Annotated in this window: 24 protein-coding genes and 2 pseudogenes; 8 read left to right on the top strand and 18 right to left on the bottom strand. The window is 39.9% G+C overall.

The annotated features are described in order from the left end of the window. Positions 1-10: 10 nt before the first annotated feature. Entirely contained in the window at positions 11-289 is a 279-nt protein-coding gene (locus NDQ71_RS02800; protein ID WP_301562213.1) for a hypothetical protein, read from the top strand. 434 nt (positions 290-723) lie between these two features. Here the strand turns inward: NDQ71_RS02800 and NDQ71_RS02795 are convergent, their stop codons facing one another. The 5 genes from NDQ71_RS02795 to NDQ71_RS02775 all read right to left on the bottom strand — a co-directional run bounded on the left by NDQ71_RS02795 (position 724) and on the right by NDQ71_RS02775 (position 3,894). Further along, a complete protein-coding gene (locus tag NDQ71_RS02795) occupies positions 724-1,095 on the bottom strand; it encodes a hypothetical protein (RefSeq protein WP_192542269.1) in 372 nt (123 codons plus the stop codon). Between the two features lie 207 nt (positions 1,096-1,302). Next, a complete protein-coding gene (locus NDQ71_RS02790) occupies positions 1,303-1,875 on the bottom strand; it encodes a tRNA-(ms[2]io[6]A)-hydroxylase (protein ID WP_064666240.1) in 573 nt (190 codons plus the stop codon). A gap of 107 nt (positions 1,876-1,982) precedes the next feature. Then, a complete protein-coding gene (locus tag NDQ71_RS02785) occupies positions 1,983-2,621 on the bottom strand; it encodes a sulfotransferase family protein (protein ID WP_192542270.1) in 639 nt (212 codons plus the stop codon). Positions 2,622-2,627: 6 nt separating this feature from the next. Next, complete coding sequence (locus tag NDQ71_RS02780; protein ID WP_225736684.1) at positions 2,628-3,491, bottom strand: ABC transporter substrate-binding protein; 864 nt, start codon at positions 3,489-3,491, stop codon at positions 2,628-2,630. Between the two features lie 28 nt (positions 3,492-3,519). Further along, positions 3,520-3,894, bottom strand: coding sequence for an MAPEG family protein (locus NDQ71_RS02775; protein ID WP_192542272.1), 375 nt, complete (start codon positions 3,892-3,894; stop codon positions 3,520-3,522). Between the two features lie 115 nt (positions 3,895-4,009). Between NDQ71_RS02775 and NDQ71_RS02770 the strand changes: the two genes are divergently transcribed. After that, on the top strand, positions 4,010-5,362 hold the full coding sequence (locus NDQ71_RS02770; RefSeq protein ID WP_192542273.1) for a DUF2254 domain-containing protein: 1,353 nt from the start codon (positions 4,010-4,012) through the stop codon (positions 5,360-5,362). 17 nt (positions 5,363-5,379) lie between these two features. On the opposite strand, the gene NDQ71_RS02765 is transcribed toward NDQ71_RS02770, so the two are convergent. The 3 genes from NDQ71_RS02765 to ggt all read right to left on the bottom strand — a co-directional run bounded on the left by NDQ71_RS02765 (position 5,380) and on the right by ggt (position 9,842). Beyond that, positions 5,380-6,090: an SIMPL domain-containing protein gene (locus NDQ71_RS02765; RefSeq protein WP_301562212.1), complete on the bottom strand. Its 711-nt coding sequence runs from the start codon at positions 6,088-6,090 to the stop codon at positions 5,380-5,382. Positions 6,091-6,197: 107 nt separating this feature from the next. Then, positions 6,198-7,892, bottom strand: coding sequence for an NAD-dependent malic enzyme (locus NDQ71_RS02760; protein WP_192542275.1), 1,695 nt, complete (start codon positions 7,890-7,892; stop codon positions 6,198-6,200). Positions 7,893-8,051: 159 nt separating this feature from the next. Next, positions 8,052-9,842 (bottom strand): gamma-glutamyltransferase, encoded by a 1,791-nt coding sequence (gene ggt / locus NDQ71_RS02755; RefSeq protein WP_192542276.1) that lies wholly within the window; start codon positions 9,840-9,842, stop codon positions 8,052-8,054. 88 nt (positions 9,843-9,930) lie between these two features. On the opposite strand from ggt, the gene rrtA reads away from it, so the two are divergent. Continuing rightward, entirely contained in the window at positions 9,931-10,518 is a 588-nt protein-coding gene (gene rrtA / locus NDQ71_RS02750; RefSeq protein WP_192542277.1) for a rhombosortase, read from the top strand. A gap of 23 nt (positions 10,519-10,541) precedes the next feature. On the opposite strand, the gene NDQ71_RS02745 is transcribed toward rrtA, so the two are convergent. The 7 genes from NDQ71_RS02745 to NDQ71_RS02715 all read right to left on the bottom strand — a co-directional run bounded on the left by NDQ71_RS02745 (position 10,542) and on the right by NDQ71_RS02715 (position 18,951). After that, entirely contained in the window at positions 10,542-13,034 is a 2,493-nt protein-coding gene (locus tag NDQ71_RS02745) for a prolyl oligopeptidase family serine peptidase (RefSeq protein WP_192542278.1), read from the bottom strand. 105 nt (positions 13,035-13,139) lie between these two features. Beyond that, entirely contained in the window at positions 13,140-14,294 is a 1,155-nt protein-coding gene (locus tag NDQ71_RS02740) for an endonuclease/exonuclease/phosphatase family protein (protein ID WP_192542296.1), read from the bottom strand. Between the two features lie 14 nt (positions 14,295-14,308). Continuing rightward, positions 14,309-15,244, bottom strand: coding sequence for a YeiH family protein (locus NDQ71_RS02735; protein WP_192542279.1), 936 nt, complete (start codon positions 15,242-15,244; stop codon positions 14,309-14,311). Between the two features lie 8 nt (positions 15,245-15,252). Next, positions 15,253-15,477, bottom strand: coding sequence for a DUF2798 domain-containing protein (locus NDQ71_RS02730; protein ID WP_192542280.1), 225 nt, complete (start codon positions 15,475-15,477; stop codon positions 15,253-15,255). A 47-nt stretch (positions 15,478-15,524) separates the two neighbouring features. Beyond that, positions 15,525-16,673: a 5-(carboxyamino)imidazole ribonucleotide synthase gene (locus NDQ71_RS02725; protein WP_192542281.1), complete on the bottom strand. Its 1,149-nt coding sequence runs from the start codon at positions 16,671-16,673 to the stop codon at positions 15,525-15,527. 1 nt (position 16,674) lies between these two features. Next, positions 16,675-17,157 carry a 5-(carboxyamino)imidazole ribonucleotide mutase gene (gene purE / locus NDQ71_RS02720; RefSeq protein WP_192542282.1) on the bottom strand — a complete coding sequence of 161 codons (483 nt, stop codon included), beginning with the start codon at positions 17,155-17,157 and terminating at the stop codon, positions 16,675-16,677. Positions 17,158-17,364: 207 nt separating this feature from the next. After that, positions 17,365-18,951: an ABC-F family ATPase gene (locus NDQ71_RS02715; protein ID WP_301562646.1), complete on the bottom strand. Its 1,587-nt coding sequence runs from the start codon at positions 18,949-18,951 to the stop codon at positions 17,365-17,367. A 322-nt stretch (positions 18,952-19,273) separates the two neighbouring features. On the opposite strand from NDQ71_RS02715, the pseudogene NDQ71_RS02710 reads away from it, so the two are divergent. Then, positions 19,274-19,594, top strand: a pseudogene (locus NDQ71_RS02710) (porin); the annotation flags it as partial. Between the two features lie 25 nt (positions 19,595-19,619). Here the strand turns inward: NDQ71_RS02710 and NDQ71_RS02705 are convergent. Then, complete coding sequence (locus NDQ71_RS02705) at positions 19,620-20,837, bottom strand: IS4 family transposase (RefSeq protein WP_301562645.1); 1,218 nt, start codon at positions 20,835-20,837, stop codon at positions 19,620-19,622. Positions 20,838-20,932: 95 nt separating this feature from the next. On the opposite strand from NDQ71_RS02705, the pseudogene NDQ71_RS02700 reads away from it, so the two are divergent. The 3 genes and pseudogenes from NDQ71_RS02700 to NDQ71_RS02690 form a co-directional block, all read left to right on the top strand. Further along, a pseudogene (locus tag NDQ71_RS02700) lies at positions 20,933-21,832 on the top strand (porin); the annotation flags it as partial. A 120-nt stretch (positions 21,833-21,952) separates the two neighbouring features. After that, a complete protein-coding gene (locus NDQ71_RS02695; RefSeq protein ID WP_263973436.1) occupies positions 21,953-22,084 on the top strand; it encodes a hypothetical protein in 132 nt (43 codons plus the stop codon). Then, positions 22,065-22,358, top strand: a complete 294-nt coding sequence (locus NDQ71_RS02690) for a hypothetical protein (protein ID WP_192542284.1) — start codon at positions 22,065-22,067, stop codon at positions 22,356-22,358. The genes NDQ71_RS02695 and NDQ71_RS02690 overlap by 20 nt, the downstream gene beginning before the upstream one ends. Positions 22,359-22,752: 394 nt before the next feature. Here the strand turns inward: NDQ71_RS02690 and NDQ71_RS02685 are convergent, their stop codons facing one another. Both NDQ71_RS02685 and NDQ71_RS02680 read right to left on the bottom strand, forming a co-directional pair. Next, positions 22,753-23,631 (bottom strand): alpha/beta hydrolase, encoded by an 879-nt coding sequence (locus tag NDQ71_RS02685; RefSeq protein WP_301562644.1) that lies wholly within the window; start codon positions 23,629-23,631, stop codon positions 22,753-22,755. 84 nt (positions 23,632-23,715) lie between these two features. Continuing rightward, positions 23,716-24,213 carry a GNAT family N-acetyltransferase gene (locus NDQ71_RS02680; protein ID WP_301562211.1) on the bottom strand — a complete coding sequence of 166 codons (498 nt, stop codon included), beginning with the start codon at positions 24,211-24,213 and terminating at the stop codon, positions 23,716-23,718. Between the two features lie 85 nt (positions 24,214-24,298). Between NDQ71_RS02680 and NDQ71_RS02675 the strand changes: the two genes are divergently transcribed. Beyond that, positions 24,299-24,502, top strand: a complete 204-nt coding sequence (locus NDQ71_RS02675) for a hypothetical protein (protein ID WP_192542286.1) — start codon at positions 24,299-24,301, stop codon at positions 24,500-24,502. Positions 24,503-24,520 lie beyond the last annotated feature (18 nt).

Below are 24,520 nucleotides of genomic sequence, written 5' to 3'. Positions count from 1 at the left end.
GAGAAAAGTTATGAAAATAAGCAATTCGATTGAACTACTCGATTGGTTTAAATCCACCGTGGACATTGAGTCCGACTATATGACAGCCAGCTTGCTAGGTGTATCAAAACAAGCGATATCCAAGATTAGACAAGGAATCAATGAATTTAGTGAAGATAACGCTTTAATGATCGCAACGATAGGTAAACACCCCGAACCCTTGAAAATAGTGGCTACAATTGAGTTAGCTAAAGCTGAAAAGGCTGGTGATACTGAACGCGCTAAATTATGGCGCCAATATGTCGCTTAGGCCATTTTACCCCCCGTCAGAATGGCGGGTAAGAAATGCACAATCCCTTTTGTGCTGCACCCTACAGCCACGGTCGCAGCCTAAAGGGAACATTATGTTAAATAAGATAAATTATATAATAACAGTCTAATTACCGTGATTAATAAACGCTATTTCCTTTACCACTATGCCAATTTACATCCAATCAGTGGCATCTATTCAAAAATTTATCCAACTCACTTTTTATGCCTTTAGCTATCTAAAACAACCAAAGTAAGGAGTGAGTAAATATGAGTATAAAGCCAGGCCCGAAGCCTAAAAAAGAAGATGGAACTCCAGATGAGAGACGTCGTGTCACACCAGAGAATCAACCTAAGCACCCTAAATTAAAGCCTCATGAGCACAAATGAACAAAAATATTAAAGAGCCATTGGCTCTTTTTATTATAATTGCTTTTATCGCAGTGCCATAAATTTAAACTCTTCACGATTTTCTAAATACTTTTTAAACGTAATGCGTGCGTGCCAAAGTTGCTCCTCAGATTGCATTTGATAAATTACAGGCCCTGAGGTTTCTTTTGCTAGGTGCAGTAACTTAGCGTATTCACGTGCATCTATTTTACCATCTTCAAAATAAGATTTGGCAACGCTGATAAATTCACCGTCGTTGTATACATCCATGTGCCAAATTAGTGATCGATACATATTGGGTGTTACCTCAACCGATGCAGTTGTTTTATTAAACAGCTGAACTTCACTGTAAATTGAGTTACCAGTAATACCTATGCCCACTAAAGATAAAGTTGTGAGTGTCATCATCCATTTCATGCTCAACGCCTCATCATTACGTATGAGTATAAGTATAGGAGATGAATATTACAGTTGATGTTTATTTAATCAATTTCAAAATTGACTATTATTTTTAAAATTAATGATTGTTGTTTTAACGGTGTTTTTTTATTGTCATAAACGGTGAGTTATTGGCGCCTGGCTACCCTAGAACGCTATAACTCACAGCTTAACAAGTTGATATTTTTAATGAAGTGCTGCGGTAAATGGAATACTTTGGCAAATTTTTGCTTCGGCAATAAGTATTTCTTCTAAGCGGATATCAACGTCACTTTTATCAAAATATTCATAAGCTAATTCAACAAATAAGTTTTTATGCTTTTCTTCCGACTTGGCGATAGCAACATAAAAATCTTTCTCTTTGCCTATCGGCAGAGCTTGAGCAACCAGTGAGAAACGTTCATGTCCCCTCGCCTCTATTACAGCGCCAACTAGCAGTCGATCCATTAAAAACTCATCACGACCATTTCTAAATACGGCGCGAATTTGTTTTACATAAGGATCTTTTTGGTCATTGCCTAAGTTAACATCGCGATCAAGGAGCAGCTTAAGTACTTGTTTGAAATGAATCATTTCCTCTAGAGCTAGATCGGTCATTGCTTTAACTAGCTTTCGGCGATCAGGGTAATGCGACAACATCGACATAGCCATGCCCGATGCTTTTTTTTCTGCAGCAGCGTGATCTTGTAAAAAGGTATCAAAGTCAGCGAGTACTGCTTCAGTCCATGAAAATGGTGTATGGTATTTTAATTCAAACATAAATATCTTACCTAAAAACTAATGGCGGGATTTTAACGTAATTGCGCTGCAAAATCTTGTTACCGTGGCAATTTTAAAACCAATTAAATGATAACTTGTAAGCGTCGTTAAGCTGTTGGGTATAATTGCTTATCAATTTTACCGTTTGCTGTAGAGGCAATTTTAAGTGGGTGCTTAATTGCATTCCAAGCGGTGACTTTACCGCCAATATTCATTTTTTCAAATTGAGTGAGTGCTGTTTGTATCTGTAAGAATCGACAAAGTAATGAAAAACTGTTGGCGTTGGCGATATCAATGCTAAGGAGATCTGCTGGACGATTTGCAAAATACTGCTGAGCGGTGTCTTTGTGCTGTTCGTAACAACGTTGCAAGTAAGCATCATTTTCAAGGTCATTACTCGTAAAATCACCGAAAGTATTTAAATAGCAGCGCTTAATATGCGGGTTAAATCCCCCATCCGCTCTAGTTAAGTTTACCTGCATGCGTTGTAATAGTTGACGAATTGACGGCAGCCATTTGTCAGACGCGCGCTCTAAATAAATAAACTTAGCGTTTGGGTAAAGCTTATCAAGTTGTTGATAGTCATTAAAAATTGGCGTATCAGCTAGCACTTGAGCAGTAGCAAAGGTTTTTTGAGTGTACGCCGTATGCGCGCAGCTAAAACCTAACTGTAAAAAGGCATGACATACACTGGTGGTACCTGTACGCGGTAAGCCAATAATAAAAATTTTGCGGTTTGAATTCATAACGACTTATTTATCGAGTTGGTTGTTTTCAGGTGTGAACCATAATGTTCTATTATCCACTGGGGTTAACGGAGGAAGGTGTTTGTTTTCTAATTTTATAATTTCTTTTTCCGCTAGTTTTGCATTAGCGATAGTTTGTGCAAAATAACGGCTAAATAATTTATTGAACTGGCCATTGCGATGTATTTCTTCAAGTCCGGTTTGGATCGCGTGATGTAAATCATCACGCTTTGAATTAACAAAAAAATAAATTGCCGCTGGATATGTCAACACAACATTGGGTACTGTAGTAATAGTGTGCGTGTCAGCTAGTTGTTCAAGTTCCCAATCAACTTCTAAAATAGAACGAGGAAATGCATCGCCTCGCCCTTTAACAAGCATATTAAACAAAGATTCATAACTTGTTGATGTAGATACCTGAAAGTCGTTATCCTTTAAAATTTGTGTATCAGGCCAGTCATGGCCTTGCAAGAAGTGAAGTTTTTTCAGCTGAGTTGGTGTTTTGAGCGGCTCAAATAGGTGCAGTTTGTCTTTTGTAGTGAGTAATAAACGCCAACCATACAGGCCTTTATAAATTGGAACTCGGATCGGCTTAAAAATAGCTTCTCTTTCTACACTCGTCATAGACCACACTACATTGACCAACTCACCTTGCTCTAACTCTTTTAAAGAGCGACTCTGTACCATTTTTATAGATGACTGTAATGTGTAAGCTTGGCCACTATGCGCTAGTGCCAGTTTGAGTAACGCCAACGGGTACCAATTTTCAAGTTCATGATCTCGTTCAGGCTTAGGATAAATAATATTTAGTGTTGGAGCAGGCTCATTATTGCTGGCAAACGACGTTATTGGGTATACCAGCAAAGTCATTACCAGCGCGAATAACCTAGTCAACATATTAGAAAAAACGACCAAGTAACAAAGCAAGTGCACCCAGAGCTAATGTCGCAAAAGTAGATAACATACCAATTGCTCTAAGCTTTAGCGTGTTGTCATTAATGGCAATACTATGGCAAACGCGGCCAAACACCAGTAACGCACCTAAAATATGGCAATAATGGCTACTTAACCCTTGGAATTCTGCTAAAAATATTAGAATAAGTGCAAAAGGCACGTATTCAATAAAATTACCATGAGCACGGGTTGCCCTTAGCAATTGCTGATTATCGTTAGTACCTAATGATATTTGATTTGATTTTCGCACTTTCACAACATTTATACTTAAATAAATGTACATAAAGGCTAATACAGCTGCGTAAAAAGAGATGATCATAATAATTTCCTAATTATTTTTTGCCATAATAACACAAGATTAATTAACGAATAGCCAGCTATTGTGCTGATTTATATGATAACGTACTAATTCAATGCAAAAATAAAGGATTGCCATGTTCACACCCCGTAAGATTGCGGATAACTACAGAGAAATGATCAACAGTATTGGCTTTTATCCTTCGATGATGTCGATTTGCTTTCTACTGTTTGCCGTATTAAGTATGTCAATCGAATATACCGCTATAGTACAGGAGATAAAAAAATTCTTATCTGTTGTGTTAGTTGATAGCGAAGAAAACGCACGAACCATTTTAAGTACGCTGGCAGGTAGCATTATATCGCTGACAGTATTTAGCTTTTCCATGGTAATGATAGTGTTAAATAGTGCCAGTGCGAGTTTATCGCCACGGGTAGTACCAGGCCTTATTACCCGAAAGTCACATCAAATGGTGCTCGGTTTTTATCTGGGGAGTATTATTTATTCAATCATTATGTTGATCAACATTAAACAGCTTGACGATAACACGGTGGCCATCCCTGCCCTTGGCGTTTTATTTGCATTGATTTTTGGGCTGATATCACTTGTGCTGTTTGTTTACTTTATTCACTCAATTTCTAAAGCGATTCAAGTAGATAATGTATTAAATGATTTATTTAAACACACCAAAAATGTCATTCAACAAATCATTACACGCCAGCAGCAAGATAAAATTGAGAGTTTTCCTGATTTTGAGCAGTGGTATCCGATCGGCAGTCACACCGAAGGCTATTTTAAAGGCGTACACAGCGATAAGTTATGCGCCATTTTGGCTGAACAAAACATTGAATTGTACATAGTGGTTAACCAGGGCTTTTTTACCGTTAAAGGTTACCCATTTTTAAAATGTAATCATGATCTAAGCCAAGATCCTGAACTGCTTGAAAAGCTACTCAATTGTTTTATTTTTTACATTGAAGAATACATAAGCGACCACTACCGCTATGGTTTAACGCAAATATCTGAAATTGCAGTTAAAGCGATGAGTCCTGGCATAAACGATCCGGGCACGGCCGTTAAAGCAATCGATATGCTGAGTATTTTATTGATTGAGCGATTAAAAATAAGTGATACGAATTACTCGTTTAAACACAGTGAAGGTTCACCATTATTGTATTTACACGAGACTTCATTCGACGAACTATTACATGATAATTTTACCCCTATTCGTAATTATGCAAAAAACGATGGCTATGTAATGACTAACGTTTTAGAGGCGTTTAAAAATATATTGTTTATTGCCCATACAAATGAGCAAGCGACAAACAGTTTATTTAATTACTTAACAGCCATTGTTGATGATATTAACGAACACATTAGTAATCAATATGACCGTAATGAAGTGCGTAATATGCTAAGAGCAATCACGAGAACGAGTGAGGAGCAAGGCAATAAATTGCTGGCACGCTTTGAGCACCAGCAACAGTAATGAACGCGAGTTAGTTATTATTCGATCAAGTAAATTGCATAGCTTGATGCTTTAATAACTAATTCACCTGCATGGTAGGCATCGGGTACAAAGCTGCCTGATTCAGCGCTGTCTGCCATGCTGGCCATTTTTACGCGCATATAAGGCTGTGCATTGGTGTCCATAGGACTCATTGACGCACTGTATAAACCTTTAATTTCCACATCATAGTCAGCAGCAAACTCTTGGGCGGCAGTTTTGGCATCTTTAATTGCCATTTTTTGTGCTTGTTGCTGTAGCTCTTGGTATCGGCTAGATACAAATTCAGTTTGATTAATTTCATTAATACCGCCACTCACTAAGTTTTGTAATAGTTGCGGATATTTGTCAATTTGCTTTAAAGTCAACGATAAACTGCGTGATACTCTAAAACCAACAAACTCTTGCTTATTAGTTTCACGGTTGTATTGGCTTTCTCGATGAATGCTGATCTGCCCTGCATTAATGTCTTTGTCTAATACACCAGCTTGTTTAGCAAGTTTAATTGCTTTAGCCATAGTTGTATCAGCCTTTTGCTTTGCTGCCATGAGGTCTTTTTCAACTTCAACAATGCCAACGCTAAGCTTCACATTATCAGCAACAGTGGAAATTTGTGCTTGGCCTTGAATATAAATGTGCGGTGCATCGGGGCTACTGGCTGCAAAAACGTTGAAACTAAGTGCCGCGGCTAACAATGGTAAATAACGCATAAATATCCTTAATAATTTTAGTATCACTATTAGATACCGTACGCGGTTAATTTAAAATGAACAAGCAAAAAAAACAGGCCGAAGCCTGTTGTTTGATTAGCGATTGATTAGATACTACAACGCTTATAATTACGGTATTTTGGTAACCAGTAATTTTTGTTGATAGCAGCCCACAGCATGTCATCACTGATCTCGAGTGCTGCGCCTTCTTCAATGGCTTTTTTAGCAACACCAAACGCAATGCGTTTACTCAAGGTTTCAATTTCAGTCAATGCGGGTAATAAGCTGCCTAATCCAGTGTTAGCGTGTGGTGACGACTCAGCTAAAATTTCACTAGAGACCATCAACATTGCATCGGTGATACGGGTCGCTTTAGCAGCGATCACACCTAAACCTATACCTGGGAAAATATAGCTATTATTACACTGTGGAATAACAAAGGTTTCACCGTTGTATATTACCGGCGCAAATGGGCTACCGGTTGCAACAATTGCGTTACCCTCAGTCCAGTTGATCACATCTTCTGGCAGTGCTTCTACTTGCTTAGATGGATTACTCAACGGGAAAATTACTGGTTGCGCACAACCTGCGTGCATGGCACGAATAACTTGTTCAGTGAACAAGCCTGGTTGTCCTGAAACACCAATCAAAATATCAGGTGCTGCACAATGCATTACATCAAGTAGCGATGCATATTCACCACTGTATTTCCAATCAACTAATTTATCTGTTGGCTGGGCAAGCGCTTGTTGAAAGTCGCGTAATCCTTCCATGCCTTGAGTTAACAAACCAAAGCGGTCAACCATAAACACTTGGCTGCGAGCTTGTTCGTCAGTGATACCTTCTGACACCATTTGCGTAATTATTTGCTCTGCAATACCACAACCTGCAGAACCCGCACCGACAAAAACAACTTTTTGCTCCGATAACTTCGCATTTTTAACGCGACATGCCGCAAGTAATGAACCAACCGTCACAGCCGCGGTACCTTGGATATCATCATTAAAGCTACAGATTTCATCACGGTAGCGTTTTAATAAAGGCATGGCGTTAGGTTGAGCAAAGTCTTCAAATTGCAGCAAGACATTAGGCCAGCGGCGTTTAACGGCTTTAATGAATAGATCTAAAAATTCATCGTATTCATCTTGTGCTATACGCTTATGACGCGCGCCCATATACATAGGATCGTTTAATAATTTTTCGTTATTGGTACCAACATCTAACATTACTGGCAGCGTATACGCAGGGCTAATACCGCCACACGCGGTATACAATGATAATTTTCCAATCGGAATGCCCATACCACCAATACCTTGGTCACCAAGGCCAAGAATACGTTCACCATCGGTAACAACGATTACTTTCACTTTGCCTTTGGTGGCATTGCGCAGAATGTCGTCGATTTGATAGCGGTCTTCGTATGAAATAAACAAACCACGCGCACTGCGATAAATGTCAGAGAATTTTTCACAGGCATCACCCACTGTTGGGGTGTATATAATTGGTAGCATTTCTTCAAGATGATCACGTACTAAACGGTAGTAAAGTGTTTCATTATTATCTTGAATAGCACGTAAATAAATGTGCTTGTTTAAATTGTCTTGAAAACTTGAATATTGTTGGTAACAACGCTCAACTTGCTCTTCAATTGTTTCATAGCGAGGAGGCAGTAATCCCGCAAGGTTGAAACTTTCACGCTCTTTTTGTGTAAATGCGCTGCCCTTATTAAGGAGTGGTGTTTCGATCAGACCTGGGCCTGAGTGATGAATATAAAGATAATTTGGGTCTGTATTTGTAGTCATAAGTCCAAGCTTAACGATGTCTTTAAGTTGTGATCTGCCATTATTGCTGTTGAATATTAAAAAGCAACGACATTCAACCTTGTCAGACCATTAAAAGAAAATACTCGGTGCGCGTTAAGCACACCTAAAAGGCAATTGTACATTAAATAACGGCGGCGATTAAGGCTTATTAGCAGGCATTTCATGCTCTTTAAGCACAAAATTAACCTCACTTAGTGCTATACCTTCGCGGCGTGGATCAGCAGCCCCCACTAAGCTTCCGTTAACTAGTTCAACAGCATGTAACCCTGAATTCAAATCAACCACTTTCACTGTATGTCCGCGCTTTTCAAAATCAGCAATAATGCTTTCTATTGCAGTACCTTTCTCAAGGCTGGTGTAGCTATTGCGATTGGTTATTCGTGGTAAATCGATTGCTTGTTGAGCGGTTAATTGCCAATCCAATACCCCAATCACAACTTGTGCAACATAATTGATGATCCGACTACCACCGGGTGAACCAACTACTAAGCGCAGGCTGCCATCATTATTAAACACTATTACTGGTGACATAGAGCTACGTGGACGTTTGCCTGCTTCAACTCGGTTTGCTAGTAATTTGCCATTTTTGCGTGGTGATAATGCAAAATCGGTTAGTTGATTGTTCAAAATGTAGCCATTTACCATCACGGTTGAACCAAATGCCATTTCTATTGAGCTGGTCATTGATACCGCGTTACCTTCACTATCAACGATTGATACATGACTGGTAGAAGGCAACTCATAGGCATCATCTTGCGCGTAGCTAAGTAATGGCCGAGGTTGGCCAGCTTCGGCTTTTTGATCGCGTTCGCTGATAAGTTTTGCGCGTTGCGCTACATAGCGTTTATCAAGTAATTCGGCTGTTGGAATATCTGCAAAATCAGGATCGCCCATATAAACATTGCGATCAGCAAACGCTAAACGTGAAGCTTGGCTAAAGTAATGCAATGCTTGTGCTGAATTAGGTTTATATTGCGCCATATTTTTATCTTCTAATAAGGCTAATATTTGCAACACAGCCACACCGCCGCTGCTAGGTGGAGCCATAGAGCATACTTTATACGCATGGTAAGGGGTGCAAACTGCGTCGCGTTGCTTACTTTGGTAGTTTGCTAAATCAGTCAATGCTAAGGTACCTGGTGCAACCACTGAATGAGTGACCGCATCAACCATTTTTTTAGCATTGTCGCCTTTATAAAAAGCATCAATGCCAACATCGGCTATTTGCTTATATAAATCAGCTAAGGCTTGATTTTTCTTAACTGTGCCAACTGCAAGTGGTTTGCCATCAGGAAAGAAATAATCACGGATCACTGGTAATTTAGTCACACCAGGGTTTATTTGCTTGGCTAATAACGCATGTAACCGCGGTGAAACTTCAAATCCTTGCTCAGCAAGTGCTATCGCGGGCTTAAATAATTCGGCCCAAGCAAGTTTGCCATACTGTTTATGTGCATTAGCAAAAGCATGCAATAGTCCGGGTACGCCAACAGAGCGACCACCAACAACCGCCTCTATCCACGGCGCAGCGTTACCATTTTCATCTAAAAATAATGTTTCATCAGCATGACTTGGCGCAGTTTCACGGCCATCAAAACTAGTAAGTTTGTTGTGCTGTTTATTGTAATACAGCATAAAAGTACCACCACCAATCCCTGATGATTGTGGCTCTACTAAAGTCAGCACTAGTTGCGTTGCGATTGCCGCATCAACAGCGCTGCCACCTTGCGCGAGGATTGTTTGCCCTGCTTGCGCTGCATAAGGATTGGCCGCAGCAACCATAAACTGTTTACCAGTGACTTGTTGCTTAATTTGATGACCGGTTGCAGCTTCTGGTTCACGGACTTCTCGCGGGGATTGGCTGGCTAAAACGGGTAAAGCGAGCAGCGTTAAACTAAAGGCAACACTGCGCTGAAAAGGTAAATACATAAAAAAGCCTGATTTGCATTGAGATATTTGGCATCTTAAAGTTAAACGGGCACAATATGCAAAATTTTACTATGAAAATAAGAATAAAATGGTCAATTTACCCCTGCAACCGCGTTATATTTTACCTCCGCTGTGTTTAATGGCATTAAGTGCCCTATTGGCTGCATTAAACTTAAACGATGTATTAGAGTTTAATCGCCAATTAATTGAGCAAGGCCAAGTGTGGCGTTTGATCACCAGCCAATACGTTCATGCTAATTGGCCCCATTTGGCATTAAATTGTGCAGGCATCATATTGATATGGGCACTGCATGCTGAGCATACAAAACCCACTCAATATGCGTTACATACACTATTCTTGGCCGCTTGGTGTGGTATCGGTATTTACTACTTTTGCCCAGACATAAGAATATACACAGGCCTAAGTGCTTTACTGCATGGAGTGATTGTATGGGGAGCCATTAAAGATATTGAGGCGGGTATGAAAACCGGACTATTATTGTTTATCGGTATCTGGCTGAAGATTGGCTATGAGCAATTTCACGGCCCAAGCGCAGAGATTGGTAAGTTAATCGCTTCACGTGTTGCGATTGATGCACATTTGATTGGTGCGATTGGTGGCATTGTACTCGCCTTACCGGTTTTTATTACTTACCTAAAAAAACGCCAAGTGTAAACTTGGCGTTTTATTTTTAAACCTTAAAGTGTTTCTTTAAATAACTTATAAATACGGCGGTATTCATCTAACCAGCTTGAAGGCTGAACAAAACCATGTGGCTCTACTGGGAAGATTGCCGTTTCAAAGTTTTCTTTTTCAAGCTCAATTAAACGTTGTACTAAACGTACCGAGTCTTGAAAAAACACATTGTTATCGACCATTGGAGCATTGATCAACAGGCGATTTTTAAGACCTTCAGCATAATAAATTGGTGAACTTTTTTCATACGCAATCGGATCTACATCTGGGTGATTTAAAATGTTTGATGTGTATGGGCCATTATAATGTGCCCAATCTGTTACAGGACGAAGCGCAGCGCCTGATTGGAATAAATCAGGTTGGGTAAACAAGGCCATAAAGGTCATAAAGCCGCCGTATGAACCACCATATGTACCAACCGAGCCTGTATCAACATTGGCATTTTCAGCCATCCAACTTACACCATCAGCTAAATCTTGAATTTCCGGCGTACCCATCTGACGATAAATAGCTGTGCGCCAGTCACGACCATAGCCTTTTGATGCACGATAATCCATATCCATTACAACATAACCTTCTGAGGCTAATAGCGAATGGAACATAAATTCGCGGAAGTAACCAGACCAACCCATATGTGAGTTTTGTAAATAACCTGCGCCATGGTTAAAAATAACCGCTTTACGATTTTTTCCGCTTTCACCTTCAACGTAGTCTGCTGGGTAATATACTTTGGCATAGATTGGTTGATCAGTGTGGCTTGATGGCACTGCTACAATTTTAGGGGCAATAAGCTGCTTCGCTAAAAATGCCTCAGATACCGTATGGGTTAACTGTATAGCTGAACTATTTGCTTTAGCATCAGCAACATATAACTCTGGTGGAGCCATGATTTTTGAATGCGTTAACAACAGTTTAGTTTGATCTGGGCTAAGTTTATAGTCGGTCATGCCGTCTAAGTTAGTTACTTGCTCAGAGTTACCATTGCTTGGATCAACACGGTAAATTTCATAAAGACCTGGATGCTCAACATTGGCTTTATAATAAATTGCACTGTCGTCATTAGTAAGGGTTAAATTTGATACCACAAATTGACCTTTAGTAAGTTGACTTACTTTGCCATTAAGTGGTTTTTTATAGATATGGCTGTAGCCAGTTTCTTCAGATAAGAAATACAAAGTATCTGAATTATTTAACCAACCGAAATCGTTATAAGCATAGTTAACCCAAGCATCATCGTGTAAGCGATGTTGTGATACAAGCTTCGAGCTTTCAACATCAACAGTTGCTAACCAACGATCTTTATTATCCCATGCTTCGAGCATCATCGCGACTTGCGTACCGGTTTTATTCCATACGATAGCGCTTTGATCCCACCCCCAATCCATCATTAGGTTGATAGCACGGGGTTGTTTTTGAGATTCATATGTTTTGCCGTCACGGGCAAAGTTTTCTTTTTTAACTGCCGCTAATACGTCTTCATCAAAGCCAGGTAAGGTATCGAATGCCAAGGTAGTTTGCTTTTGCTCAACTAAATCAATGTAAATCACTTCAGACGTTATTGGTTTTTCATCGGCAACACGACGGCGTACTTTTTCAGCTTTAACACCAGCATCATCGGCAATATAATTTGGCATTATATCGCTGTCTTCTCGCCATGAACGGCTTTCTTTTACCACAGCAACTAATGCTTTGCCATTTGGTGATAATTGCACGTCGGCTAACTCATTGCCTTTGCCTAAATAAAACTGTGCATTAGCAATAGAAGAGTTTTCTGCGTTGAGCTGCTCTTTGCGGGCTTGTTTGTCTTTTTTATTTTTATGAGTAAGTGCAATGTAATCAATTAGTTTATGTTGCTCTTTGGCAATGTAAGTTGCAGGCTCAGCAATCCCTTCTGGCGCATCACTTAAGTGTAAATTTGCAATTTCGGTTTGCAAACCAGTGGCTAGATTTACCTTATAAAAGGCGTTGCCTTGGCGGTATGCTAAATTACCATCGGTTAAAAATTGTGGTTTAGACTGTTTAGCGCTGTCGTGTGTTATTTGTGTAATTGCACCGGTGTTGATGTTTTTTACAAATACATTGCCTTCAAACACATAAGCTTGAACTGTGCGATCTGCAGAATAAACCGCATTCGCAGCACCTAAGGTATGCAATTTATTAAGTGCGACTTGGCTGGCAGCTTGGCTATTCACCGCTTGTGTGTATAAATCTCTTAACTCATTACCTTGTTGTTTTTGTGCATACACAACCGTTTTTGAATCAGCAGCCCAAAAGGCGCGCTCTGCTTGGCGACCTAACCAATCCGGATGAGCCATTGCTTGTTCAAGCGTGATGGCTGTAGTTCCTGTATCGGCGGCTGTTACCACAACACTTGCAACAGTGGATTGCGGTTGCTCAGTTGGCGTAGATGCGGTTGATTGACAACCGGACAACATAACGCTGGACGCTACGGCAAGTGCAATTAAGGTTTTTTTAGTAGAAGATTTAAAAATCATAGGGCTTCTGTAAGGTTATTGTAATTACCTTGATTTAAGCAGAAGCACCTATGTAATAGCAATTATTTCAGATAAACCGCCAAACTTTGCTGTTTAATAGCAAAGTTACTTTAACGAAATATCTAACCACACCATACGATGATCTGATGAGGCATTACGATCTTTAATTAATCGGTATAATTCGCTATTTTTAACTGGCCAAAATACACCACCGTCGTGAACGTCTATGCCATAAGTAGAAGGCAGCACATAATCAACGCGAGCTTGCCAAAATGCAGTGTAAGCCGCTGCATATTTTTCACTATAGCTGGTTTTAGCTCCCTTACTACTTGGTACGAATTGACTATTAATTAATGGATTTTTTAACAGCTGATCCGTTGTATTAGGACGTTTTTTATCGCCTTCAGGGGCTGCGTTTAAATCACCAACAACAACAAATCGTGATTGCGGTGCTAAGCCACCTTTTACACCATTGTCATCGTATAAATAATCTGCATTGCCGATATAGTCTTTTATTAAACGCACTTCATCGTGATTGCGCTTGCCGTTTCTGTCTTCATCACCATCAAATACTGGCGGCGTTGGGTGCGATGCAATAACGTGCAGTGTTTTGCCTTTTACAGTAATTGGCAGATCCCAAAATGATTTAGAGCTCAGTCTTAGTACTTGCCACTGCTCTTGGTTATACCAGTTTTCGCCTGTTTTTGGATCAATAGGCATTTGTGCAGCTGGCATATCTTTATATTTAAATGTTTGTAGCGTTCTTATTTTATCAAAATCTATTGGATAACGAGAAAGTACCGCCATGCCATAATGACCTTCAAAAAAACCAAAGCCAAAAGCATCCCCTTTCACACCAGTGGCTTTGCCATCGTGATCCAGATCAAATGGGGTTTTTAAACCGGTATTAACAGGAGCAATATAGCTGTAGGGATAGTCAATTGCGGGTTGTTTATTTTGACTTATCGCCAGGTAGTTAGCCTTAAAGTAATCAATTCCTTGCGCTTTGCTGATGTAATCAAACTCATTTAATAGCAGTATATCAGGGCGAACACGTTGAATGATCTCAGCAATATTTTTAATTTGCGGGTGCTTATTTTGTAGTGCATTAGTCAACGCGTTTGGGTCTACTTGTTGATCTTTTTCAGTATAATTGGTGGCATCCATACTGACATTGAATGTTGCCACTCTAAGTGTATTGGCGGCCTCGGCACTGTTTGTCATACCATTGAAAAACATGGCAGATGCTAATGCAGCCATACAAAACTTACTATTCATATTATGAATCCATCTAAAATTAATAATAAAATGACACTACTTACCACTATCCATAAAATAATGGCCATTATAAAGGGCTTTAGTCCTGCTTGTTTTAAAACTGAAAGTGATAAGCCACTGCCAATTAAGAACAAAGTCATGACTAGTAGCTGTTTTGCAACTGTGTTGATCAGCTGCCAAGTGTCAGAAAACTGCGGCAAATAAGTATTGATCAAGGCTGCGGCTAAAAAACCAATAATAAATAAAGGGATACTGGCTTTTTCTTCTGAGCGCCAAAATACCCCTGCAATGGTGGTGTAGGGAATGATCCACATTGCACGAGTTAATTTTACAGTTGTGGCAATACTCAGCGCAACAGCACCATAGGCGGCTGACGCCCCAACTACACTACTAGTGTCGTGAATTGTCAAAGCAGCCCATAAACCAAATTGTTGTTGGCTTAACTCAAAGTAATGGCCAATTGTAGGAAACAGCAATAAGCCCACGCCATTTAATAAAAATACCACGCCCAGTGCAACAGCCACTTCGTGATCTTTGGCTTTAATAACAGGAGCCATAGCCGCAATAGCGCTACCGCCACAAATCGCAGTACCAAAGGAGATTAGCACGCCAGTATTACGATTTAATTTAAATACTTGCGTTAAAATTTCCCCTAAGCCGATGATTGCAGTGATACTAACAATCGTTAACACCAAAGAACTGCGGCCGACTTCTATAACTTGATTAAAATCGACAGCAAAACCTAAACCAACCACTGCGGCTTTGAGCATCCACTTACTGGCTTGTTGCGATAACTCAGCAAACGGATTTCCTAATAAAATAGCAAACAATGCGCCAAGGATCAGTGCCGTGCCACCGCCTATCAGAGGAGTAATACACAAACCGAGTAAAATAATATAAAAAGGTTTTTTAATGCGATCTGACAAAAGCATAATGATCCTTAAGGACGAACAAGCTTTGCTGTAAGTTTATGAACAACGGGCGCTACAAAAATGACGGTTGGAAAAGCAACGCAAAATGCAAAAGCCCAAGCAGTTAACCAAATAGAAATAATATTATTGACTAAACCAACATTGAAAATTGAAATAACGAATGACATAAAGCCAGACATAAATAACGCCATTAAAAAAGCAAATACGATAGTGCGGTATTTAGCACTGAACATGAACAATCTCCTTAATAAAAAAGCCGAGATAAACTCGGCTTTTATGATTAATTTAAAATCAGCGCGGTACTGGCAGCTAACACGCCGGGGTAATCCTCCTCCGGAAGATATTCTGAAAGCTGTGCTAAACGTTCACCTAACTGATGAAGATTATTTGCTGAGACATTGATGTGGCCCATTTTGCGACCCGGTTTTGCCATTTTTCCGTACCAGTGACTGGTGACACTAGGTACGCTCAGTACTTGCTCAGGGATAGATGCTTGCCCAAGTACATTGATCATTGCTGTTACACGCTGCAGCTCTGTACTACCTAATGGTAAACCGGCAACCGCACGCATGTGATTTTCAAATTGGCTACAATGGCTGCCCTGTTGAGTCCAATGACCTGAATTATGCACGCGAGGCGCAATTTCGTTAACGAGTAATTGGCCACCAACATCAAAAAACTCAATGGCGAGCACACCCACGTACTCCAGTTCGCTCGCAAGTTTATTAAAGGCATCTTCAGCTTGTTTTTGGATTGTTGATTTTTCTTTACCAGCCACTGATAACGTTAAAACGCCATTAGTATGTTGGTTTTCAGTGAGGGGATAAATTGCTGTGTTGCCACTTTTATCGCGTACACCAATAATAGAAACTTCACGGTCAAATGGGATCATCTGCTCGGCAATAATGGAGTGAGGAGCAGATTCAGTACCGGAGGCAATAAAATCAGCCATTTCTGACCAAATCTGGTCAATTTGCTCATCTGATTTTAAGCGCCATTGTCCTTTACCATCGTAGCCGGCTTGACAGGTTTTGATCACTAACGGCTTGCCTAAAGTCGCGACTGCTTGCTCTAGGTGCGCTTTTTCAGTAATTAACTGGTATGGCGCGCATGCAACAGCGGTTTTGCTAAGTAAGGCTTTTTCAAGAGCGCGATCGCCACCGGTTTTGATTGCCGCTTTACCTGGGTAAAATTTATTACTTGCACAGCATAGTGTGAGCACATCATCTGGGATATGCTCAAACTCAGCCGTGATTGCATCGGCATCCGCGATTGCTTGCGCTAAAGTCGTATCAAACACTTGCCCGGTTAGTGGGTGGACAATTTGCTTGCTGCCCACATCATAGGCAACCACATTTAAATTCAGTGGTGCACCGGCTAAGCACATCATGCGTGCTAATTGGCCAGCGCCTAAAATTAAGATAGTCATATTACTCTGCTGGATTAGGGTTAGCTAAAATAGTCTCTGTTTGTTCTTTACGGAACGCTTCAACTTTGGCAAAAATATCAGGCTGCTGACAACCTAAAATTTGTGCAGCAAGTAGACCCGCATTTGCAGCGCCCGCTTCACCGATTGCTAAAGTCCCTACTGCAACACCTTTAGGCATTTGGCAAATAGACAATAATGAATCAATGCCATTTAACATTTTAGACTTCACAGGAACACCCAGAACAGGTAAAGACGTAAATGCTGCCGCCATACCTGGTAAGTGAGCTGCGCCACCGGCACCGGCAATAATCACTTTAATACCGCGTTCTGCCGCAGAGCTTGCGTAATCAGCTAGGAGTTGAGGAGTGCGATGAGCCGATACAACTTTAGTTTCATACGCGATACCAAATTTTTCTAGCATGATCGCAGCGTGTTCCATCGTTGGCCAATCTGATTTGGAACCCATAATAATGCCAACAGTCATAAATACTCCTCAGTAATAGTTTTAAAGCTTATAGCGGACTAATGTCCGCATTTATGGGCGGTATTATATACCCAAGCCACCTCAAGATGCGAGCGTCGTTGGTATTAAAAGCAAGTTAGGCAACGCATTGAACACTAAACCTGAAATACAAAACAACAAAAAAGCCATGACATGCATGGCTTTTTAGGTTAACAAACAAATTTAGCGTTAGGCTTCTTTGCTGGCTAGGTACTCAGAGTAAGTGCCTCTAAAATCAGTAACTTTCCCGTCTTTTATTTCCCAAATACGGGTAGCCACTGATGATACAAACTGACGATCATGAGAAACGAACATTAACGTGCCTTCATACGCTTCAAGCGCAAGGTTCAATGCCTCAATTGATTCCATATCCATGTGGTTAGTCGGTTCATCCATCAGCAATATATTTGGTTTATGCATCATGATTTTACCAAATAGCATGCGGCCTTGCTCACCACCCGAGATCACTTTTACAGACTTTTTAATATCATTTTGTGAGAACAACATACGGCCTAAGAAGCTGCGAACAACTTGCTCATCATCGCCCTCTTGTTGCCATTGCTCCATCCACTGGAATAAGTTCATGTCAGTAGCAAATTCGTCCGCATGATCTTGTGCATAATAACCAATATTATGGTTTTCAGACCACTTATACTCACCTTGCTTTGGCGCTAAACGCCCAGCTAGGGTATTTAATAATGTGGTTTTACCCACACCGTTTTCACCGATAATGGCAATACGCTCACCTACTTCAACTAAACCTTCAAGGCCTGTGAACAGCATCTCTTCAAAGCCTTGGCCTAAATTGGTTAATTCAAGCGCGTTACGGAATAACTGTTTTTCTTGTTCAAAACGGATAAACGGCGTTTGACGCGATGATGCTTTCACTTCATCTAATTGGATCTTATCAATTCGCTTAGCACGTGATGTGGCTTGCTTTGCTTTAGACGCATTCGCTGAGAAACGCGAAACAAACTGTTGCAGCTCAGCAATTTGGCTTTTCTTTTTGGCATTTTCACTTAATAAACGTTCACGTGCTTGCGTTGCAGCAAACATGTATTCGTCATAGTTACCTGGGTAAACACGTAATTCACCATAATCAATATCAGCCATATGCGTACATACAGAGTTTAAGAAATGACGGTCATGGGAAATGATGATCATGGTGCAATCGCGTTGGTTCAACACGTCTTCCAACCACTTGATAGTATAAATATCCAAGTTATTGGTCGGCTCATCGAGTAGCATAATATCGGGATCAGAGAATAGCACTTGCGCCAGTAGCACGCGTAATTTAAAACCTGGGGCAATTTCTGACATTGGGCCGTAATGTTGATCAGTTGCAATACCTACCCCCATTAACAACTCACCCGCTTTTGATTCAGCAGAATAACCATCCATTTCAGCAAACTCAGTTTCAAGGTCGGCCACTTTCATGCCATCCTCTTCACTCATTTCAGGTAAGCTGTAGATACGGTCACGCTCTTGTTTAATTGCCCACAATTCTTTATGACCCATTATTACAGTGTCGATTACTGAATATTCTTCATAAGCGAATTGATCTTGATTTAGTTTAGCAACCCGTTCATTTGGATCTGTACTAACATTACCAGCTGATGGCTCAAGTTCACCACTTAAGATCTTCATAAATGTAGATTTACCGCAGCCATTTGCACCAATTAAACCATAACGGTTACCTTCGCCAAATTTAGCTGAAATATTTTCAAATAACGGTTTAGCACCAAATTGCATGGTGATGTTAGCTGTACTAATGATAGCGCTACCCTCCAACGGGGAAATCATAAAATAAAATTGGCTGGAGTTTATATTAATTAGGCCGATTTTTCCATGTATTATTAGCTATGTTCTAAGCGCATATCAGCGTACTTGTAATTAAAAAGCAAGGCGCTAAACTCAACTAATTAGTCATCGTTTTGATTACTAATTAGTAACGCTTGCTCATAAAGCAATCGAAAAGCTATTTTCAAATTTCCTCTATGGTTTTTTGATGATATTTTTTCACTTTACCCTCAATTTAGCTTTGTTAGTCTGCGCCCTACCTGTAAACGATACAAATTTTAGTACAAGGCAAAACTGAATGAATAACAAGTTAGCTCAGCTTATCCTCACCTCTAGCATCATGCTTACTCCTTATGTAAGTGCTGTTGAGCTTTACGATGATGGAACAAATAACGTGACCATTGGCGGTTTTATCGATGCGCGCGTCATTCATACCCAAGGACAGACAGAAATAGTTAATGGTGCATCACGGATCAGTTTTGATTTTAGCCGTAAACTTAAAAATCAGTGGACCGCTCTGGCATTACTGGAATGGGGTGTAAATCCTGTTGGTAGTAGCGATATTCTTTATAATAATCGCTTTGAATCAATACAAGATGAGTTTTTATACAACCGTCTGGCTAAGGGATCCCCAGAAATAATCATTAAGTTTCAATTACATCACTCACATCCATATTTTTCCAATCGAGTTGCACTACCACCTGTACGAAATAGGCTAGTCCTGCCAAATAATCTCGCCGTCGCAGTTTAATGGACTGTTTTTTGAAGTATCGCAGCCCAACAAATGCCCATGACACTACTCGTCTTTTTTTGGTTGAATTAGCTTGAAAAGCGCCTGTCTTTCCTGCTTTGTCTATCACTGCCCCCAGCATCATTGAGAACCAATGAGCCAGTGTGGCAAGCAGCAACAGTATGTCTAATCGATAGAGTTTGTTTGTCCTGTGCAGATCTGAGCCTAAGCCGAACCTAACACTTTTTTGATCTCGAAATCCTGCTTCTATCTGCATTCTCATACCATATAATTTGAGTACTTTTTCGAGAAAGTGGTGCCTCTTTGGAAGAGAAGAAACGAGTAGCCAAGGCTCCTTATAACCACGTTTTTTATCTCTTTTTAATAACTTATGTCCCTTGCCAACCAGCACTGCATGAGTTTGATATTTTGCACTTTTGGTCAACTCGGTCGCGCCAAGATACTGGCTCTTACGTTGATTGCTCTTGAATAGTGACTGGCATGGAACAAACTCATCGCTGCCCTGCGTTTTCAAATGTGCCGTACCTCGAACCCGGCTGATATAATGCCAGCTATTGTTCCGCACGGCTTTGAGCCAGGGAACTTTAAAGCCCGCATCCGTCACAATGACGGGGCGGCAATCACTCGGCAAGATCAGTTTGAGCATCTTTAAGAACCGTTTTTGAACTTTTGGGCAATGATACTGAAAACTGAATGCACTTTCCTGATACAGGGTCAAAGAACGACCTTCACTGGCAATGCTGGCACGCAGAATACAGTATTTGGTTTGTGTATCTGCATGACTCCAATCAACCAAAATGACGGGATGCTTTTCAGTGACCACAAAACGGCTTAAGCGAACATAAACCGATGTCGACTCACGCAAAAGCTCGTGGTTATTGAGTAGTCGATCAATACGTTTAATATCATGTTTTTCAGTTGTTTTTGAATCCAAATTGCGACCAATAGATGTCAAGGTGCATTGCTGACAGTGCAAAAGAGATTTAACGGCAGCGACTAGAGTATTAAATCTGGCTTTATGAATAGAGTTAGGGGTGACAGCGCGGAGCATATTGTGCAAAATAGTAGACGCATTCATGGTGTTTAGTTCTGTTGTTTTTAAGCGATTCATAAGATCACAAAACACCATGAATGTTCCCTCACTACCCATATTTTTTAACACTATTAGTTCATTGATATATAAAGGCTAATTTTGGGGATACTTTAGACCGTCTGGGTTATGTGGGCATAGCGCATGAAAAATATGGACAAGTGACTATAGGTAAACAATGGGGAGCATGGTACGACGTTGTTTATAGCACCAACTACAGTTTAGTGTGGGACGGTAATGCGGCAGGTGTTTACACATACAATAAAGACGACGGAGCGATCAACGGTACCGGCCGCGGCGATAAGTTATTACAATACCGCAATAGTTACGGTGATTTTAGCTTTGCAGCCCAAGTGCAGTTTAAAAATAATGATTTTTATACCTGTGATATTGAGGCTATTTCAGAGTCTGCTTGTCAAACATTATGGGAGAATGGCAGTAATATAGCTCAACAGGTAGAGTTTAATTCCACCTATGGTGCAGCTGTTACCTATGCAGTAAATGATGACTTAACACTCACCGCTGGCTTTAACCGCGGTGAGCTCAACGTAAATTACACCTCAGGACGCGTTCAATCAGTTAATGATTTTATTTATGGCGCTGGAGTTACTTGGGGTAACTTTGATAGTGACGGTGTTTATTTTGCGGCAAACATCAATAAAAATGAGAATCACGATACCGATAATTTAGGTCGTTTGATCAAAGATGCGGTGGGCTTAGAGTCATTACTATCTTATAAATTTGATAATGACATTCGTACTTTCATTGCTTATAACGTGTTTGATGCTGGTACAGATTACGTGATCCAGCCAAACTTTAATGCTGATCCGAATGACAATTTTAAACGTCAATTTAGTGTACTTGGTGTTCACTATTTATTTGATGCAGATACGATTGTGTACATAGAAGCGCGAAAAGACTTTAGTGACTTTTCAAGCGCCGATAAAGAGCAAGAGTATCAAATGGGTTTATCTGAAGACGATGGTATTGCTATCGGGTTTCATTACAATTTATAACTCTTAAGCAGATAGGCTGTATACCTTATAGCCTATCTAAATTAATCCATTTAATTACTTCCCTTTCGTTGCTCAAAAAATGCCTGCCTAAATGCTAAATACCCTGCTTTTGGACCGAGTATGATCCACAACATTAAAATGCCACCGGGCAATAAAATTGATTTGCTTAAAGCGGGTATGCAGCAGCAAATAGATGCGATTCTTCACCAAGCAAGTCAAACTGATAACCAGCATGCCACGTTTAAAACTTAGCCACTATGCCCTGCCGCTGTTTGAGTTTTATTGTGACAATAGCGAGTTTAGTAAAATACTAATTAGCGATATGATTTGGCAGGCTGCTTTTTTTGAGCAGCAAATGAATGACTTTAAGCAGCGTTTGTTTAGTGAACAGCCTGAGCTTGATGATATTAAAGCAAGCGCAATGTTAGATTGTTACTTTATGACTATAATCGCTGGCTTAAATGAGCATGAACCACAGCCTGACAAAATGTTACGGCTGTTGACCAACAAACTATCTATTCTTTAGGACAACTTATTTCACTCTGTGGGTTTCACTTTTAGCATTAAATTTAAAGTGAAACCTACCCTCTGATTACATTAAAAGCGTAACCAAATGTGATAGCGCTTTTTTAATGGTTAAGTACCTTGTTTAATCATGCTTAATAAACAAGTTATAAACAACACGACTAATTAATAACGCCGTGTAAATCAAACTCAGCTTCTAAACCCCCAACTAATTCGCTGCTATTGTTAAAACACTGACTAGCTAACTTTGACTTATTAAGCTCATAATCCCTTTTGATAGTTTTAGTCAAAAAATACTGCTATGCAACGTTATCTAGATCTATAGATTTAGTATGATGTGTTCTTTTTGCTAAGTTAATCTGACATCTTACTAACTTGTTCTTTAATTCAGCATATTAGTTTATCGATGAATTATAGAAATCGAGTGCCTGCTTAACACTAACCACCGGGTTTTCCCTGTGCTCTAAACCATCATTAATTCTGCTATCCCAGATAATATCATTAGCATGTATGTTAAGACTATTCTTAAGGCCAGCAAAGGCACTTAACATTAATGGGTGTTCAGCGCCTCCAACTGTTATATATAGCGACAACGGTATGTAATCTTCTGTAGTGAGGCTTCGTTGCGATAAGAATTGCTCAAACTCTTTTACAACTGTCATGTCGTCATACCAAGCAGCCGGACTAAATGCAAAATAACCGTTAAACAACCAAGGTTTTGTGCTCATAGTGTATAAAACAAAACTCCCTCCTGCTGAATAGCCAGATAAAACACGATTATTATCTAGCCTATAATGTGATTCTAAATACGGTAATAATTCACTGTCTATAAAAGCTAAAAATTTATCCGCTTGGCCAAATAATTCAGGCGCATTTTCACTTGCAGGGCGAGCTTGGGTATTAACATCTTGGCGAGCATACGGCGGCACTAAATCACGATTTCTAGTAAAGGTCCAAAATTGATTAGGAATAGACACTAAAATTGTATCTTGCTGCGCTGGTAACTCAGCCATCACTGAATCCCACTGCGTAAGATTAAAGTTACCATCGGTTCTAATAATCAAGGAGTAGCGCTTTTTTGGCTCAAAATTATTAGGTAAACGAATAAACACTTTCCTACTTTCATCCAATACCTGAGAATAAATTGTGATGTCTTTAAAATTTGACGTGTAATGCGCGTTGTATTTATAAATAACAACGGCACCTGCAATCAGGGCTGCTATGCTCAAGAGAATAATTATTACAGTGTAATTTAGTTTTTTTAATAGGGTCATCATAACTGCAAGTCAAAGATTATTTTAAAAACAATACCCTTCCTCGATTCTTTATGAAACTACCGTTATGTAACAAAGTATGATTTAAAATTTATACAGCCAATGTTCACTCGCTACATGAGTGAATTTAAAACGGCGAAGTAGTTGCTGGCTTTGGGTGTTTTCTACCGCCACTTTCGCCTGTAAATTAGTAATGTTCGACTCATTGCCTAACAGCGCAACAACGGCTGTTATATTTGTTAGCATAAATGCTAATGCTTCAGACATAAACCCATCCCCCCAATAATCTACAGACAACTCAAACCCTAACCAAGCACTGCCCTCTGTAATATCATATAAACCAATGCAGCCAATCAAGGTCGACGTATTTAATAAGTACATTCCTAAGCGCAGCGTATTTCCTTCATACATGCCAGTAATATCATCTTGGATCAGTTGTTTTACGTCATTACGTGTAAGTGGCATTGCATAGTCATTATATTGCGCAACTAACGGCTCAGACAAAATAGCCCACAACGCGCTACAGTCCCTATGTTTAATTGGCTTTAATGTAATTCGGCTTAGTGTAAACTCATTGTTCATAAATAAAATTAAATTACGGCTTTAAAGCCCACTATTATTGCCTTAAGATACCGCGCAAACAAGTTAATAACACAACAATCAAATTATGAGCGATGAATTTAAAGTAATACAACCAACAACCACTGTTTATTGCCCTGAGCGCGGTGAAGGATGGACATTAACAGGTATAACAAGTATTGATGAATTTACATCTGTAATGTTCGATGGCGTACGTTACACCTTACCAGCGAGAGAAATTGTGGAGGAGTTGCTGCCTAACCAATTAGCGCGTGAACAGCAAAATCAGTAAGGTACTTATAATAGAAAA

Origin of the sequence: Pseudoalteromonas sp. KG3 (assembly GCF_030436385.1) — a bacterium.
GTDB lineage: Bacteria > Pseudomonadota > Gammaproteobacteria > Enterobacterales > Alteromonadaceae > Pseudoalteromonas > Pseudoalteromonas prydzensis.
Note: the sequence above shows the minus strand (reverse complement) of the source record. Positions and strands in the feature narration are given on the sequence as shown.

What these genes read in the sequence shown, in the direction of transcription:
- NDQ71_RS02680 (WP_301562211.1), bottom strand. Translation starts at nt 24,213, where the DNA reads ATGAACAATGAGTTTACACTAAGCCGAATTACATTAAAGCCAATTAAA.
- NDQ71_RS02690 (WP_192542284.1), top strand. Translation starts at nt 22,065, where the DNA reads ATGCCACGTTTAAAACTTAGCCACTATGCCCTGCCGCTGTTTGAGTTT.
- NDQ71_RS02770 (WP_192542273.1), top strand. Translation starts at nt 4,010, where the DNA reads ATGTTCACACCCCGTAAGATTGCGGATAACTACAGAGAAATGATCAAC.
- NDQ71_RS02675 (WP_192542286.1), top strand. Translation starts at nt 24,299, where the DNA reads ATGAGCGATGAATTTAAAGTAATACAACCAACAACCACTGTTTATTGC.
- NDQ71_RS02790 (WP_064666240.1), bottom strand. Translation starts at nt 1,875, where the DNA reads ATGTTTGAATTAAAATACCATACACCATTTTCATGGACTGAAGCAGTA.
- NDQ71_RS02795 (WP_192542269.1), bottom strand. Translation starts at nt 1,095, where the DNA reads ATGAAATGGATGATGACACTCACAACTTTATCTTTAGTGGGCATAGGT.
- NDQ71_RS02695 (WP_263973436.1), top strand. Translation starts at nt 21,953, where the DNA reads ATGATCCACAACATTAAAATGCCACCGGGCAATAAAATTGATTTGCTT.
- NDQ71_RS02705 (WP_301562645.1), bottom strand. Translation starts at nt 20,837, where the DNA reads ATGAATCGCTTAAAAACAACAGAACTAAACACCATGAATGCGTCTACT.
- ggt (WP_192542276.1), bottom strand. Translation starts at nt 9,842, where the DNA reads ATGTATTTACCTTTTCAGCGCAGTGTTGCCTTTAGTTTAACGCTGCTC.
- NDQ71_RS02775 (WP_192542272.1), bottom strand. Translation starts at nt 3,894, where the DNA reads ATGATCATCTCTTTTTACGCAGCTGTATTAGCCTTTATGTACATTTAT.
- NDQ71_RS02765 (WP_301562212.1), bottom strand. Translation starts at nt 6,090, where the DNA reads ATGCGTTATTTACCATTGTTAGCCGCGGCACTTAGTTTCAACGTTTTT.
- NDQ71_RS02760 (WP_192542275.1), bottom strand. Translation starts at nt 7,892, where the DNA reads ATGACTACAAATACAGACCCAAATTATCTTTATATTCATCACTCAGGC.
- NDQ71_RS02745 (WP_192542278.1), bottom strand. Translation starts at nt 13,034, where the DNA reads ATGATTTTTAAATCTTCTACTAAAAAAACCTTAATTGCACTTGCCGTA.
- purE (WP_192542282.1), bottom strand. Translation starts at nt 17,157, where the DNA reads ATGACTGTTGGCATTATTATGGGTTCCAAATCAGATTGGCCAACGATG.
- NDQ71_RS02730 (WP_192542280.1), bottom strand. Translation starts at nt 15,477, where the DNA reads ATGTTCAGTGCTAAATACCGCACTATCGTATTTGCTTTTTTAATGGCG.
- NDQ71_RS02785 (WP_192542270.1), bottom strand. Translation starts at nt 2,621, where the DNA reads ATGAATTCAAACCGCAAAATTTTTATTATTGGCTTACCGCGTACAGGT.
- NDQ71_RS02685 (WP_301562644.1), bottom strand. Translation starts at nt 23,631, where the DNA reads ATGACCCTATTAAAAAAACTAAATTACACTGTAATAATTATTCTCTTG.
- NDQ71_RS02735 (WP_192542279.1), bottom strand. Translation starts at nt 15,244, where the DNA reads ATGCTTTTGTCAGATCGCATTAAAAAACCTTTTTATATTATTTTACTC.
- NDQ71_RS02725 (WP_192542281.1), bottom strand. Translation starts at nt 16,673, where the DNA reads ATGACTATCTTAATTTTAGGCGCTGGCCAATTAGCACGCATGATGTGC.
- NDQ71_RS02740 (WP_192542296.1), bottom strand. Translation starts at nt 14,294, where the DNA reads ATGGCTGCATTAGCATCTGCCATGTTTTTCAATGGTATGACAAACAGT.
- NDQ71_RS02800 (WP_301562213.1), top strand. Translation starts at nt 11, where the DNA reads ATGAAAATAAGCAATTCGATTGAACTACTCGATTGGTTTAAATCCACC.
- rrtA (WP_192542277.1), top strand. Translation starts at nt 9,931, where the DNA reads ATGGTCAATTTACCCCTGCAACCGCGTTATATTTTACCTCCGCTGTGT.
- NDQ71_RS02780 (WP_225736684.1), bottom strand. Translation starts at nt 3,491, where the DNA reads ATGACTTTGCTGGTATACCCAATAACGTCGTTTGCCAGCAATAATGAG.